The following is a 15,069-nucleotide window of genomic DNA, read 5'->3' as shown; positions in this document are numbered from 1 at the left end:
TTATATTTAATTTAATCATCTTTTTCGCCAGTTATAGTTCTAAGTGAGTCTAATCTAATTTTTTTATTTGCACTACCAGCCGTAGCATAATTATCTGAATGAATTAAAGTATCTTCAGATTTGACAATATATCCTTTAGGCTTGTAAAATCCTCTAAAAATTTTATATGCTGTCTTCTTTATATTCATTGGAAAAGCTTTACCATGAAATTGATAATTAGGAGATAAAGTAATCATATCCCCCTGGTTACCACCTAAACCTATGTACGTATTTTTATCCAATAATTTACCAAATACAAAGGTTACATGTCCTGATGACTTTATATTGGTTCCCGTAGAATCACAATCGGAAAATACAGCCATAGCTCCATAAAATACTTCACAACGCTCTACAGAATTATGGGTTAGAAAAGATCTGGAACCAGCTGAATGCGGTGAATCAAATTTCAGGGTAGAATTTTCTAATACCCAGCATACAAAAGATGCACACCAAGCGGTATCACTTGCATAGTTAGAGTTCCCTGCTCCGTCTTTATGATAAAATAATTTACTTTATATATTTAGCTCTTGATTCATAATCTGTGGGTTGGGGATCATCTTCCATTCCTTTGCCTCCATTAAAGTAGTCTTTTTCTTTTTTGGCGGCTTCATACCATTCTTTAAATTTGGGTAAGCCGTAATAGTTATTTTTTATAAACTCTTTTTCGTATAAATCTTTTTGATAATTATAATTGTAGAATCGGGTCATAAACATTTGATTATAATTATACTGTTTATCGTATTTATATTGCTCTCCCCAATATAAGATATATGCTGCTATCTTGGCTTGTTGTTCAATAGTTAATTCTTCTTCTTTAAATGGAAAAGATACCATATAATTAGATATATACTCTGCTATATATTTAATATAAAGATTATCATTCGGTGTGGATAATTCCTTTATTAAATCTAAAGTATTCTGATGAACTCGTATGTTTCCATTACAATCTTTTGTCCATAATAGTTTACTTAAATCCTTTAAATTTTCTGTTTTGGCATTCTTATCAAAATATGGTAATTCTGTATTTTCTATTACCCATTTGAGTAATTTTTTATCTTCTGTATAGCCAAAGGTGGTCACTAAGCTCCTCATAAAATATTCATCATTGTTAATTAACCAGGCAAACTGACTCTGATCGTCATTAAATAAATATTTATTGCGAGAGATTATTTCATAAGGAATTTTTATTTTATAGCTATCATCAGAATTAATCTGAATTAAATTTTTTAAATATGGTAAAATTGTCATAAAATGAAATTCTTTACTAAAAAAATAATTTCCTACATCATTAAAGGAACCAAATTTAAGATCCTCAGCATTTATTATTTTATTATCTAATCTATACGAAAACCCATATAATATATATTTATATCTATTATCATTTAAATAATACCAATTATGAGAACAATTAACATTATAATTTATCTCATAATTAAATATTTTTCTCATTTTATCTTTAAAGTCAGCATCTGATATATTATCATATCCACTATTCAATAAACCAATATGAATAATTTTTAAAGCTAATTCTAAATCCTTTTCAGTATATTCGTATGGATTATCAAATTCTTCTTCATCTGTTTCAATTCTTTTTTGTAACTCAATATGCTTTTTAATATCAGCTAAATCTAACATATTTTTTGAATTATTTAAATTCTTTGTATCTGTATTTTTATCTTCTAGTTCATTTTTAGGTTGTACATTCTTCTTATTTTCCTGACATGAAATTGTAAATATATTTCCTATAAAGAATATTGTATATATTATCCTTTTCATTTTTACATAATTTTTTAATTGGTTTGCCCTTTTGATTTTCCTGCTATAATTCCAAATTTTATATTTAAAGAATTTGAATTTTCATAAATATCATCATTTGTTAAATAATCACTTTCTTTTATTTCATAATCTTTTGGAAGATAAAAACCATATAACTTTTTAGTTTTACTTTTACTTGTATATTCTCCATAAGAATCAAACCTTATAGTATTATCTTGATTTCCTCCTAATAAAATATATTTTCCATCTTTTGTTTTTCCTACCAAAAAACCTGTGTGACCTTTTTTTCCATTAGAATGTTTGTATACGACCAAACAACCATAGACAGGCTCAGAGATTTTCTTATACATATTTGTCCATAATGGAGCTAAAGAAGCTGCTGATTTAGCATGGCTATAGGGTTGATTCTTTATAGGATTTATAGTTTGTCCTATTGTCCAGTTCATAAAGGCAGCACACCAAGGTCCATTTTCTCCATCAGTAGGTTCATAAGTATTTCCACAATATCGTAGATATTTTTTTGCATTCGAATACATGGGATTTCTTTCTTCTGTACATCCCTTCATTTCCTTAGCGATTTTTATCGCTATATCCATCCAAGGAGCTCTACCTTCATTACTAAATTCCAATTCTTTTTCTCCCTTACAAACTTCCTTATCGTATTTAAACCATTGCTTTACTTTTCGTAATCCTTCTTTTCGTTTTGTCCAACCGTGGGGATCTGGAGAATCTCTGTCTGATAATGTATATCCATTTAATATTTTTGATTGAAACCAAAAGTATTTATCTTCTTCTGTTTCTTCATATACTAAAGCTATTTCATTTAAAGATTTCCCCAATCCTTTCGGAAAAGTATCTCGTTTCCACTTAGCATCTGCATTTTTTGATGCAACGCCATAATCTCTCTCGTATGTTAGTGCCTTTTTATATACATTCCATTCCCAACCGGAACTATCTACTGCGTAGTGCAAATCTGTAGCTATTAATTCCGGATTCGTAATAAATATATTTTCTTGTCCGTTTTTCAGATAACCGTTTTTTACTAAATAAATTCCGTATTTTTCATAAGGCCCGGGAAGATCATAATTCTTGGTTGCATCATTAAAGTCTCCGGTCAACTGTATTAAACCACGTCCTTTATAAAAAGATTTACTCGATTTGTAAGCACTTTCTTTTTCTTTAGATAAGGTAAAAAATCCTATCTCTGCGTTTACCTGTGCTAAAAAGGTTATCTTTTGTATACACTTGTCTATATGATATCTGCGGAACATTAGATTTAATTCACGGGTAAGGCTTTTTATGCTTTTATCTGTTATCAATCCGTCTAACCAAATCTTATCATTTCCATTCATATGAATAAGTAGACTTTTCATTTCTTCTTCCGTAAAGTCTCGCTCGCAATAGCAAGTTCTTGTCTTTTTACTTTCTCCCCGTTCTACTTATACTAAATGGTTTACAATATTTCATTCTGCTTAATCAGGAAAACCTCCATCATCAAATATTATTGCATAATCTACTAATTCTTTTAAATGAGTTAAATCATAATAGCTATTTTTTTTAAAATTTTCCACTAAATCATTCCATGACTTTAAATCATTATCCAAAAATAGTGAATAGGACCCTAAAATATTACCTTTACCCCAATTGATTTTTTTTACTAAATGATATTTTTTGAATAAAAAATCACAAGTATTAGCAGAATAAGCTACAATTTTATAGAGTTCATAATCAGTCCTACCTATATCGTTCTTATTGTACCGATTAACTAATAATTTCAAAATATAATGAATGAGTTCTAAAGCATATGTTCCGTCATTTTCATTTGTAATATTTTCTATGGTTTTCAATATTCCTTCTATTATATATAATATATCTTGTCCTGTTTTATTTTTTTGTAAAAAGATTAAATTAGTCAAATCCTGACTAAATAGATTAGGGGTACCAAACTTTTTATTATCTAAGAACAAACTATCTATAACACTTTCATTGATTCTATCTTCTTTGTCATAATTAAAATTTAGCAATAATGAATGTGTAAATTTTTTTCTTTGGATAATAAATAAGTTAAACTAGCTTTATCATTACACAGTAAATATTTATTTAAGGATAAAACTTTTAGATTTTGTTTGATTGTATAATCTTTTTCATTACCAGAATTAATTATTATTAAATCTTCTAAAAATATCATCAGTAATATTATTTTTCGCTGTTTATCTATAAATAAGTTCCATCCTTCATCATACGAAAACTAGATTTAGATTTATTAAAGCTCATTGATTTACTAATTTTACTTTTTATTTCATCATCCGTATACTTTCTGTCTAAATTATACGTAGGAAATGAAAAATACAATGTCACAACATTCTTATTACTCTTATCAATATCTACTCAAAATTTTTCTTTTATTTGTACTTTAAAATCTGAATAATCTGGAAATTTATATCCACTGTTAAATAATGATTTTTCTAATAATGGAAGTTTTAAGTTTAAATCTTCCTGTGTAGCTATATATTCGTTGTCTAGAATATGGTCTGCTATAAATACATTTTCCTATAAAACTATATGTTTTTCTATTTTTTCAAAATCTAATGTTTCTAATTTTTGCTGTGCAGAAATTAAAAATATATTTAATTGAAATAAGCAAATATTAAGTTTAAAATTCATACAATTTTATTGATAGAATGTTTACTAATAATTTTCTGCTATTTTTAAAGCTAATTGTAAATTAGGTAAATTATAATAATTATTTTTTTTGAATTCACTCAGCATTTTTCTCCAGTCTTTTCCTGTGAATGGTATATCTCTTATTATTACACCATTTTTATCATACATTTCCATTTCATAATGTAATCCTCCTAAAATACTCCATTTAGCTGAGGATTGAAGCCCTACATTCGCATATTTCTCTGTTAATGGATCAAAAGTATTTGCCATATAGGCTATTATTTTAAAATATTGTTCTTCACTAAAATCTGGCCAATCTTCTCTATCACTTAAATACAGTAACTGCATAGCATAATTTCTTTCCTGATCATTGGTTGTTTCCTCAATATATTTTAATATATCCTCCCGTATTTCTAAATTACCCTTACAATCTTTAACAAAAACATTATTTTTAACAAAATCGCCGGCTTTGGAATAGTTTTTTTCCATGACCCATTTTAATAATTTTTGATCTTTTGTATATCCAAAAGTGGTCACTAATGATTCCATAAAATCTTCATCATTATTAATTAACCAGGAAAACTGACTTTCGTCATCATTAAATAAATATTTATTGCGGGAAATAAGCAATTGCTGGTTGAAACGTCTTTTTTCAGGAAGATTCTTATAATCTTTCCACCTAGAAATTTTTATCTCTGTTCCATCTGCATATGTATAAGTTAATGGACTTTCTTCATATTTTAGTATTTCTGGATATATTTTTTGATAATCTAATATACTTGGCAAAGAATAAAAAACCGTAATAAAATTATTATTTTTTACTACATAGATATAATCCAATCCTGTATAAAAGGGTTGATAATCCATATCCTTATCACATTTATCATTTTTATAAATTTTTAAATAAGAATTTTTAGATTGATTATCAATAATCCTCCCAAAAATAGTTTTAATTTTTTGATTAAAAATATCTATTTCTGGAGTTTTATATCCATTATTTTTTAAAATAGTATCTTCTATTGATACCAACGCATCTAAGTCTTTTTTAGTGTAAAGTTCGTCATCAACCCAATATTCCGGACCTGGACCTGATTTAATTTGTTTAATCAGTATATTCTTTATTTCAGATGTTTCCATTTTTTTCTCTGTTGTTTTTACGTTAATCAATCTGTCTACTTTTTTTTCCTGACAATTGGTTAATGAAAAAATAGTGATTGTGCTTATGAGTACTAATTTTGTTTTCATACTTTTATTTTATCTTGAACTTTCCCCTTTACTGGTATCTTGTGTTTTTTGTTTTAATTTAGCATTGGCATCTTTTAAAGTTGCATATTCATCATTAGCATTTAATTTATCTTCTTCTTTAATTAGATATCCTTTAGGCTTGTAAAATCCTCTAAAAATTTTATATGCTGTCTTCTTTCTATTCATTGGAAAAGCTTTACCATGAAATTGATAATTAGGAGATAGAGTAATCATATCCCCCTGGTTACCACCTAAACCTATGTACGTATTTTTATCCAATAATTTACCATATACAAGGGTTACATGTCCCGATAATTTTATATTGATTCCCGTAGAATCACAATCGGAAAATACAGCCATAGCTCCATAAAATACTTCACAACGCTCTACAGAATTATGGGTTAGAAAAGATCTGGAACCAGCTGAATGCGGTGAATCAAATTTCGGGGTTGAATTTTCTAATACCCATCATACAAAAGATGCACACCAAGCGGTATCACTTGCATAGTTAGAGTTCCCTGCTCCGTCTTTATGATATTGCCTGATTCTGGAATCTATGCTACTTTCATGCTTCCCTCCATATTTATGAATTTCCTGTATGGCTATATCCATCCACGGAGCTCTGCCTTCTGTACTAAATTCTAAAGAACTATCGGTTTTCCCACATTCTTCTACTTTAAATACATTTCTACTCCCTGTTTTGTATTCTCCAGAATATGTTTTTTTACCATCTTTTGATGGATAACTCCATTTTCCACCTATATAAGATGCTTTTCTTTTAGGATAAGAAGTTGTATCAATAGTTATTAAATAACTAAATTATTATTCACCATCATTTAAAGGAGCTACTTCTTCACTCCAATACTCCTCGGCTTTCTTATACCTTTCTTTAAATTGGGATAAATTATAGAAATTATTTTTTTCAAATTCTTTTTTATACAAATGCTTATAATCCATTAGATAAGTCCATCCCATAAATTTATATGGATCTTCTTTTCCTAAATTTTCACTGTATCTGAACTTTTCTCCGAAGTTGATTATATGGGCTATTATTTCACTTTTTTGTGATAAAGATATTTGATTAATTAAATCATTTGGATTATTATTTTCATAATCTAAAATATACTGAAGATATTTTAACAAATAAATTAGATATTTTTCTTTTCTATCTTGTGAAAACTCATTAATAATATCAAAGGAATTAGTATGTATATAAATAGTATTATTGCAATTTTTAGTCCAAAATATTTTACCAAAATCATCTTTATTTTTCTCATCATAAGAAGTGTTTTCAACTACCCATTTTAATAATTTTTTATCTTCTGTATAGCCAAAGATGGTTACTAAGCTCCTCATAAAGTATTTATCATTAGAGATTAACCAGGCAAACTGACTTTGATCATCATTAAATAAATATTTATTTCGAGCAATGAGTAATTGTTGGTTGAATTTTCTTTGTTTAGGTAAATCTTTATCGTCTTTCCAATGAGGAATTTCTAAACTATCTGTCCAATAAGAATCTGTCTTTATTATTATTTGATTTTCTAATTGAGCTATTTCGGGATATTCTTTCTGATAATCAATTAGTTCAGGGATAGCAAATAAGCTCGTAATGAAATTATTATTTTTGATTATATAAATTCCGTTATAAACAGGACTTCTGCTATAAATAATATCTCTACTGCATTTATCGAACAAATCTATGTATAAATAATTTTTATCTGAATTATTATCTATTATTCGGTTTAATTTTAGTTTAACTTTTTTGTTAAATTCTGACTGTGCAGGAATATTATATCCTTGTGTTACTAAAATATTTTCAATTATAGGAATCGTTACTTCTAAATCTTTTCCTGAATAATCATGAGATTCATATTCATCTCCTAATGGAATACTATTTCCATCTTTTAATTGAGATTTTAATACTTCTTTTATCATAATATCTTTGACTCCACTTTTTGAATTAATATTGATTTGGTTTTCTTTATTTTGTGAGCATCCTTGGATAGTTAAAACTACACTTAATAAACAGTTAAATAATATTTTCATAACTCTGACTTTCTAAATAATTATCTTGTTGAATTTAATGATTCTTTACTGACTGTTTTTGTTGCTGGAGAAAATAATGGTTTTCCCAGTTCAATCTTAGGAACTTGTTTGGGATGGAAATATTTGACTTTAGGGTCTCTTTTTCTTAGAACTACATTAACAGTAGTACCCTCTTTTTCACCAGGCTTTGCTTGATTACCACCCAATTGAGCAAATGCATCACCTACTTTACCTACTGCTATAGCAACATGTCCTTGGCTACCTGATTTATAAAAAGTACCATTTTTAGCCCATACCATAAAAGATCCATAATAAGGGGTTTCAACCTCTTCATAACCTGAATACGAAAAAGAAACCACATTAACTCCATCTTTTCTTGGAATTTCAGGATTTTCTTTTTTTAAACAATAATTAGCAAAAGCAGCACACCAAGCGGTATCACTTGCATAGCTAGAGGTCCCTGCACCGTTTTTATGATAAAATAATTTACTTTATATATTTAGCTCTTGATTCATAATCTGAGGGTTGGGGATCATCTTCCATTCCTTTGCCTCCATTAAAGTAGTCTTTTTCTTTTTTGGCGGCTTCATACCATTCTTTAAATTTGGGTAAGCCGTAATAGTTATTCTTTATAAACTCTTTTTCGTATAAATCTTTTTGATAATTATAATTGTAGAATCGGGTCATAAACATTTGATTATAATTATATTGTTTATCGTATTTATATTGCTCTCCCCAATATAAGATATATGCTGCTATCTTGGCTTGTTGTTCAATAGTTAATTCTTCTTCTTTAAATGGAAAAGATACCATATAATTAGATATATACTCTGCTATATATTTAATATAAAGATTATCATCCGGTGTGGATAATTCCTTTATTAAATCTAAAGTATTCTGATGAACTCGTATGTTTCCATTACAATCTTTTGTCCATAATAGTTTACTTAAATCCTTTAAATTTTCTGTTTTGGCATTCTTATCAAAGTATGGTAAATTTGTATTTTCAATCACCCATTTGAGTAATTTTTTATCTTCTGTATAGCCAAAGGTGGTCACTAAGCTCCTCATAAAATATTCATCATTAGAGATTAACCAGGCAAATTGACTTTGATCATCGTTAAATAAATATTTATTGCGGAAAATAAGCAATTGCTGGTTGAAACGTCTTTTTTCAGGAAGATCCTTATAATCTTTCCACCTAGAAATTTTTATCTCTGTTCCATCTGCATATGTATAAGTTAATGGACTTTCTTCATATTTTAGTATTTCTGGATATATTTTTTGATAATCTAATATACTTGGCAAAGAATAAAAAACCGTAATAAAATTATTATTTTTTACTACATAGATATAATCCAATCCTGTATAAAAGGGTTGATAATCCATTCCCTTATCACATTTATCATTTTTATAAATTTTTAAATAAGAATTTTTAGATTGATTATCAATAATCCTCCCAAAAATAGTTTTAATTTTTTGATTAAAAATATCTATTTCTGGAGTTTTATATCCATTATTTTTTAAAATAGTATCTTCTATTGATACCAACGCATCTAAATCTTCTTTGCCATAATCACTATAACAACCATAGGACTGATCGTTTCCAGTTTCTATTTGTTTACTCAGTATTTTTTCTATATTGACTTTCTCCTGTCCCTGACTAAAAACTAAAGACAAAGTGAGTAAATAAATTAATATAGATAGTTCTATTTTCATTTTGAATATGCTTTTAGAGTATCTGACTTTTAACTACATTCTGCTCTAACAACGCCAGTAATATAACCTTTAGTGATTAATTTCTACTAATCTGGGTCTGCAGGCTCCCATGGGCATGGAGTCATTGCTAATTCAACTTTTAAATTGGGTAATCCATAATATTTTTGACTAATGATATAATCTTTCAGTTTGTTATCTTCTGCGCATAAGTTTTCTAAAATACTACCTGGATCCCAATTAGCTTTTCCTTCATGTTTTACTATATATTTATGATATAACGGTGCATAGGTATTAAGAATATAAGCTACTATTTTTCTTTTCTCTTCTAAAGTAAATTGATTTTTATATTCATACTCTTCTTTATAGTCTTTAGAATAGATACGATATCCAAAATCGTTTATTGCATATAACCAGTCATTATTATTTTCTGAAGTATTATTCGCTATTGTCTTTAAAACTCCCTCACGTATTTTCATTTCCCCTTTCTTGTTTTTTACAAATACGACTTCTCCTAATTTATAATTTTCTCTAAGCGTTGAATACATATTATATAATTCCCCTAATACTAACTGGTTTATTTTTTCTTCTTTATCATATCCAAAGCAAACCAATAACTCTTTTGTAAAATCTGTATCTCTGGATAATAAATAAGTAAGGCTCGCTTTATCTTCATAAAAAAGATATTTATTTAAGGACAGGACTTTTAAATTCTGCTTAATTGCATAATCTTCTGTTTTACTATCACTTATTTTTATTAAATCAGATAATAAAACTGTTGGAGTAATAATTCTTCTTTTTTTATCTATAAATAAATTAGACATGCAGAAATTATATGTATTACCATAAACATAATCATTTAAAACATTATACCTGTCATTATAATATAAAATTATTATATCTTCTTTTGTTTTATCTATATCAACCCCAAATCCTTCCTGAATTTTTTGTTTAAATAGGGAATAGTCTGGAATTTTATATCCACTGTTAAACAAAGACTTTTCCAATAAAGGAAGCATTATATCAAGATCTTCTTTTGTTGGTGTATATTCTTGTGCTGGATCAAAAACATCCCCACATGTAACATTCATTTGTAATTTGATATGTTTTTCTATTTCTTTTAGATCAATATTAATCATATTTAACTTATTTTGCATAGTATCATTAATTCGACTATTTGTGTTTTTTACAGTTTTATTCTCTTGCCCTTGACAAGAAAATAAAATCATTAAAACCAAACATAGTAGGATATTTTTTTTCATGCTGAATGTTTTATTAATTTTTATTTTTTATTTCAAAATTAGCAGAATTACCTTTCCATATAATTTTCTTATCTGCTTTTGTATAATGTATTAAAGGAGTGTAAAATCGGCAAGGAGTTACACTATGCCCTTTTTTATTTGTTAGTGAGTGATTGAGTAAGTGATTTGATTTTCGAAGCCATTTTAATTTAATAACTCCATTCATGGAAATATTTTTATCTAAATCATATGGAGTTTCAGTAGAACTTATAGCTTCAATAGTTGTGACTACTTCATCAGTTCCTCCTTTTTTATTTTGAATTTCTTCATATTTAATAATAACTCCGGTATGTCCCATTCCACCGCTTTTATTTTTCCAAATAAAAATATCTCCTATTTGGGGTTTATAATCTAAGTTATCATGTTTCTGTAAATATTCAGGATATTTCTCAGCAAACTCATGTAATAATTTAGTGTTTCCTCCCATTACTTTTTCACTCCACTCAATTTTCTGTAAATAACGGCATACTAATTCTGAACAATCCATGGTATTTTCTCCTGATTCAGAGGTCCGATTTGAATCATTAGCATATTTCACTTTATAATTTTTGATTCCCACTTCTGACTGATCAATAGCTTTAGTCAATAGCCAATCTATACCCTGTTGTATCTTTAGGTCAGAATTATCAAATTTTAAACCATCTTTAACTTCCCCCCATAGACAATCATCTATACGAAAAGCAACAGAAGAATACTTATCAAACATCTTCTGTTTTTCTATATGGTTTTTAGAGTTTTTTCCCTCTTCGTCTTTTACTGCTAAATCATTTCCTACTTTCTTACAAGCAGCTTTAGTATCTTTTTTACCATTAGCATCATTATATATTGCTTTCATATGCCAATATGCCATTGAACTAAATACTGCCATTTCTACTTCTAATAATAAATCACTATTTAATACTATATCTCCTAATTCGTTATATTTTTTACAATATGCATTGATTTTAGTATAGTTTGACCTACCAGTCAACTGTATCAGTCCTTTACCTCTGAACTGCCAACCATCTCCAGTTTGAGTATTCCCCAACTCCTTCCCCTTGACAACACCAGGACCATATATATATTCAGCAATTTTCTTTTGATTTTCTTCAGATACAGCAACATATCCTGGGTCTGTTCTTTTCTTTACACTTCTTCCCCATTCTTTTGCTTTCTTTATTCCTTCAGCTGTAGTAAAAGGTGGAAATTTTCCATCAGTTAAATCTTCCCAATAATAATTAAAACTTTCTCCATGTCCTATCATAAAATTCTTTCCACTTTCTACTCTTGCCTGTGCAAAGAAATGAGCTTTATTCCAACAAGTATTCATTTTCATATCTTCCATATATTTTGTGTATACAGAAGCTACAGCGGTTAAAGTTTCATTAGAAGCTCCTGAGAAAATTTGTTTAAGTTCTTCTGCTGTTACAGGGGCGTTACACCTTGGGCACTTTCCAACCTTCTTACTTTCTCCCCGTTCTACCAATACCGGAGAAATAACCTGCTGGTCTTCTATCGTTCCGGTTTCAGACACATAGAGCGGGTTATAAAAATGGAAAAATTTAGAAACAATGGCTTTCAGCTGTTCCGCCGTAGGGGTTTGACCTTCTTCCAGAGTAGGCATTACAATACCTACCTGCGAGGCATCTTTATTAAGCTCTTGATCAAACGGAAGGCTGTCCAATGATTTTAGCTGAGAGCCTAGTTCCATCAAAACCGTTTCGTCTTTCTCATTTTTTTGTTCTTTAAACACTGCCACATAGAACAATTGAGGGTCTCCGTCGGCATCCTTTTTCTCAGGAGTAAAATCCAGTGTCAATAAGCCGTCGGCTCCTACTTCTTTTGCTTCATATTTTTTCACCTGTGCCGTAGCGGCAAAAGCTTTTTCTTTATGGTTGTAGGTCTCCTTCAAATCTTCTTTCAGCAATTGTTTATATACTATGACGACCAGCTTTTGTTTGGGCATACCTACGGTGTGTATCCAGATTTTATGCTTTTTCCCGTACTGGGTTACCCCTACCTGTATATCGTCTGCGGCTTCATTAGAAAAGTTAATGGCTTTTATGCGGGGAACTGCCGGCAGTTTCAGGTCTTCGTCAGGGTCCAGCACCAGGTGCTGGATTTTCCCTTGAGTTGCTACCGTGGGTACTTCCTGCTTGTTTTCCTGATGTATCAGCGGGATGTCAGATAAGTCCAAGAGTTCCCCTGCGGTAAACTCCAGTGTAAAAAATAGCGAAACCTGCTTATTTTCTTCCGGTATAACTTTCTGTATTTTTTCTTTGATTTCCTTATCGGCAATAAAAGGTACCTGGCAGCTTCCCTTATCATTCAGGGTAGCCTCCATTTCTTTGAGCAGGCAGGCATCCTTAGCGATACTTGCTTCTTTTCCGGCCTCGGGATGTGCTACCCATACCCTGAGCTTAACGGGAGTACGTGTAAGCCCTTCCAAAGATACATGAATAAAGCATGATTCCTCCCAGCCCGTTTCAGCTCTTCGCTTTCCGTTGCTGTAACACCAAAGGGCCTTTTTCAAAAAAACATAGGAAGCCTCCACTGTTTTCTGTATAGGCTGCGAGCTTACCTCTGCCCCCTCTAAAGAAGCAGACAAATGCGCCTTTCCCTGCTGGCTGAGTTGCAGCCGGGCTTCTTTCCGGTCTGCGGATAAGGAAAATTGTATAAACGGAGCCAGGGGCTGGGCCCACGCAACAGACTCGCCGGCTGCCAAAGACATTAACGCTTTAATTTTATAAGTTACCTGAGCTCCCACCGGTATTTTTTCAGGGCCTTCAATGCTTTCCATGCGGTTTTTACCTACCTCTACTACTGCCGTGTCTGAAGTGCTGCCAATGGATATCAGGTTTTTTTCTTCCCCGTCAATCTGAAATTTATAAAGTCCATACGGACTGCTAATCAGCACCTGCTGCTTTTTAAATTCTTCTATCAGTTGGGAAACGGTCATGTTCACATCTTTACGAAGTCCTAAGTTAATAATTTTTCCGCTATCTTTCTGTACATGCCAGTAGGCTTTTTGTCCCAATCCTTCAAATCCGTAATCAAATTTAATACCGGAGGCTTCCAGATGGATACGGCCGTTTTTCCGTATTTTTAAAGAGTCACCGCTTTTATTTAGGATGGCTCCGGCTGTACGGTTTTTTATCGTAACCGACTGTGTTTTTTTCACTGACACCTGCGTGACTGAACTAAAGGTAAAATCTTCCAGGGTAACCTGATAACTTCCGCTGTTGATAAACATGGCAACTAAGGTTTCTTCTGCGGTACTTATAGCAACAAGCCCCTGGGGGTAGCTGGACAATGGCCCCAAGGCGCTGGAATATAAAATCGTTCCTTTGTCATCCGCAATGGTCCATTTAGTCTTTCTTTTCCAGTTAATAGGGAAACCCTTTTTCGCAGGAAGAGGAAAGCTATATTGGGGGGTAAAGAGCACCGGAGTTTTTTTAGGTGCGGTTCCTGCAATTTCCATAGGAACTCCCGACAGGCTTACCCCAATCCCTTCCAGCTGATTGTGCTTGCGGTTGATAATTATTTTGGTAGAATCTCCGGAAGGCGTTTTTCCGTATCCGAAAATGGTGGTTTTGCCTTCGGGCAGCTCTTCCAGATTCAGATTTAACGTGCTTCCGTGTTCCAGATAGGTTTTTATCCTGTTTTTTTGATCGTCGCCCCGATATACTGCCCAGCTAACCAGGCTTTTATCATCTTTTTTACCCACGGTAGCAACCAGCGTAATTTTTTTAAGGGCTCCGCCTATTTCAAAAGCTACTTCCCGGTTGGCAGGAATAACCTTGGAAGGTAAAACCACCAGATCTATTTTACTTACGGAAGGTGGCTGTTTGCCTTGGGTAGCAGCCACTTGAGGGCTGAGCATAAAAATTTCATAGGAATTTTTATTGTTTTTTTTATATAGCTGGGAAGAAGGCTGGCTTTTCTGCCCATGCTGGGCTATGGTTACCGTCCCTTTATATTTACATGTCCCCCGGGATTGATCAATCAGTATTTTTTGTTTTCCGAATTCTGCATTTTCGTAATAATCCTTCCAGGAAATATCAGGAGTGCAGGCAGGCTGTGGATTACTTCTTTTGCAAGTTCCAAAATTCATGTGTTGTATGCTTTCCTCCCGCCAGGTGGCTATTTTCTTCTGGTTGATAAAATATTTATCATCTTCTTTATGATTTACCGTAAGGGGCACTTGAGATAAGTTACCCAGGGAACAGTTCATTTTCGCTCCTTCCACTACGATAACTCCGGTAATTTTTGATTTATTATCTGGCATATGAATGTACTG

General features: G+C 31.0%; 13 protein-coding genes. 1 reads left to right on the top strand and 12 read right to left on the bottom strand.

Annotation, left to right across the window (positions count from 1 at the left end; genetic code table 11):
- Positions 1 to 11 precede the first annotated feature (11 nt).
- The 7 genes from EOV51_RS09915 to EOV51_RS14680 form a co-directional block, all read right to left on the bottom strand.
- The gene (locus tag EOV51_RS09915) at positions 12 to 362 is read right to left on the bottom strand and encodes a C40 family peptidase (protein ID WP_128152341.1); all 351 of its coding nucleotides are present in this window, start codon (positions 360 to 362) and stop codon (positions 12 to 14) included.
- Between the two features lie 184 nt (positions 363 to 546).
- Entirely contained in the window at positions 547 to 1,815 is a 1,269-nt protein-coding gene (locus EOV51_RS09910) for a hypothetical protein (protein ID WP_128152339.1), read from the bottom strand.
- 14 nt (positions 1,816 to 1,829) lie between these two features.
- Positions 1,830 to 3,188: a hypothetical protein gene (locus EOV51_RS09905; protein WP_128152337.1), complete on the bottom strand. Its 1,359-nt coding sequence runs from the start codon at positions 3,186 to 3,188 to the stop codon at positions 1,830 to 1,832.
- Between the two features lie 99 nt (positions 3,189 to 3,287).
- On the bottom strand, positions 3,288 to 3,839 hold the full coding sequence (locus tag EOV51_RS09900) for a hypothetical protein (RefSeq protein WP_128152335.1): 552 nt from the start codon (positions 3,837 to 3,839) through the stop codon (positions 3,288 to 3,290).
- Positions 3,840 to 4,503: 664 nt separating this feature from the next.
- Positions 4,504 to 5,724 carry a hypothetical protein gene (locus EOV51_RS09895; RefSeq protein WP_128152333.1) on the bottom strand — a complete coding sequence of 407 codons (1,221 nt, stop codon included), beginning with the start codon at positions 5,722 to 5,724 and terminating at the stop codon, positions 4,504 to 4,506.
- Positions 5,725 to 5,733: 9 nt separating this feature from the next.
- Positions 5,734 to 6,084 (bottom strand): C40 family peptidase, encoded by a 351-nt coding sequence (locus EOV51_RS09890; RefSeq protein ID WP_128152331.1) that lies wholly within the window; start codon positions 6,082 to 6,084, stop codon positions 5,734 to 5,736.
- A gap of 108 nt (positions 6,085 to 6,192) precedes the next feature.
- Positions 6,193 to 6,336 carry a hypothetical protein gene (locus EOV51_RS14680; protein WP_164875282.1) on the bottom strand — a complete coding sequence of 48 codons (144 nt, stop codon included), beginning with the start codon at positions 6,334 to 6,336 and terminating at the stop codon, positions 6,193 to 6,195.
- On the opposite strand from EOV51_RS14680, the gene EOV51_RS14675 reads away from it, so the two are divergent.
- A complete protein-coding gene (locus EOV51_RS14675; protein WP_164875281.1) occupies positions 6,323 to 6,469 on the top strand; it encodes a hypothetical protein in 147 nt (48 codons plus the stop codon). The genes EOV51_RS14680 and EOV51_RS14675 overlap by 14 nt on opposite strands.
- 77 nt (positions 6,470 to 6,546) lie before the next feature.
- Here the strand turns inward: EOV51_RS14675 and EOV51_RS09885 are convergent, their stop codons facing one another.
- From EOV51_RS09885 to EOV51_RS09865, 5 genes are all read right to left on the bottom strand, one after another.
- Entirely contained in the window at positions 6,547 to 7,773 is a 1,227-nt protein-coding gene (locus EOV51_RS09885; protein ID WP_128152329.1) for a hypothetical protein, read from the bottom strand.
- 20 nt (positions 7,774 to 7,793) lie between these two features.
- A complete protein-coding gene (locus EOV51_RS09880; RefSeq protein WP_128152327.1) occupies positions 7,794 to 8,132 on the bottom strand; it encodes a hypothetical protein in 339 nt (112 codons plus the stop codon).
- 127 nt (positions 8,133 to 8,259) lie between these two features.
- Positions 8,260 to 9,492, bottom strand: a complete 1,233-nt coding sequence (locus EOV51_RS09875) for a hypothetical protein (RefSeq protein WP_128152325.1) — start codon at positions 9,490 to 9,492, stop codon at positions 8,260 to 8,262.
- Positions 9,493 to 9,578: 86 nt separating this feature from the next.
- Positions 9,579 to 10,751: a hypothetical protein gene (locus EOV51_RS09870; protein WP_128152323.1), complete on the bottom strand. Its 1,173-nt coding sequence runs from the start codon at positions 10,749 to 10,751 to the stop codon at positions 9,579 to 9,581.
- Between the two features lie 13 nt (positions 10,752 to 10,764).
- Positions 10,765 to 15,057 carry a PAAR-like protein gene (locus EOV51_RS09865; protein WP_128152321.1) on the bottom strand — a complete coding sequence of 1,431 codons (4,293 nt, stop codon included), beginning with the start codon at positions 15,055 to 15,057 and terminating at the stop codon, positions 10,765 to 10,767.
- Positions 15,058 to 15,069 lie beyond the last annotated feature (12 nt).

The sequence above is a fragment of the Apibacter raozihei genome (assembly GCF_004014855.1).
In the GTDB taxonomy this organism is placed as follows: Bacteria; Bacteroidota; Bacteroidia; order Flavobacteriales; family Weeksellaceae; genus Apibacter; species Apibacter raozihei.
This window is presented reverse-complemented; position numbering and strand designations above follow the sequence as displayed.

Coding starts and splice junctions, on each gene's coding strand:
- EOV51_RS09915 (WP_128152341.1), bottom strand. CDS start 362: ATGGCTGTATTTTCCGATTGTGATTCTACGGGAACCAATATAAAGTCA.
- EOV51_RS09910 (WP_128152339.1), bottom strand. CDS start 1,815: ATGAAAAGGATAATATATACAATATTCTTTATAGGAAATATATTTACA.
- EOV51_RS09905 (WP_128152337.1), bottom strand. CDS start 3,188: ATGAAAAGTCTACTTATTCATATGAATGGAAATGATAAGATTTGGTTA.
- EOV51_RS09895 (WP_128152333.1), bottom strand. CDS start 5,724: ATGAAAACAAAATTAGTACTCATAAGCACAATCACTATTTTTTCATTA.
- EOV51_RS09890 (WP_128152331.1), bottom strand. CDS start 6,084: ATGGCTGTATTTTCCGATTGTGATTCTACGGGAATCAATATAAAATTA.
- EOV51_RS14675 (WP_164875281.1), top strand. CDS start 6,323: ATGGCTATATCCATCCACGGAGCTCTGCCTTCTGTACTAAATTCTAAA.
- EOV51_RS14680 (WP_164875282.1), bottom strand. CDS start 6,336: ATGGATATAGCCATACAGGAAATTCATAAATATGGAGGGAAGCATGAA.
- EOV51_RS09885 (WP_128152329.1), bottom strand. CDS start 7,773: ATGAAAATATTATTTAACTGTTTATTAAGTGTAGTTTTAACTATCCAA.
- EOV51_RS09875 (WP_128152325.1), bottom strand. CDS start 9,492: ATGAAAATAGAACTATCTATATTAATTTATTTACTCACTTTGTCTTTA.
- EOV51_RS09870 (WP_128152323.1), bottom strand. CDS start 10,751: ATGAAAAAAAATATCCTACTATGTTTGGTTTTAATGATTTTATTTTCT.
- EOV51_RS09865 (WP_128152321.1), bottom strand. CDS start 15,057: ATGCCAGATAATAAATCAAAAATTACCGGAGTTATCGTAGTGGAAGGA.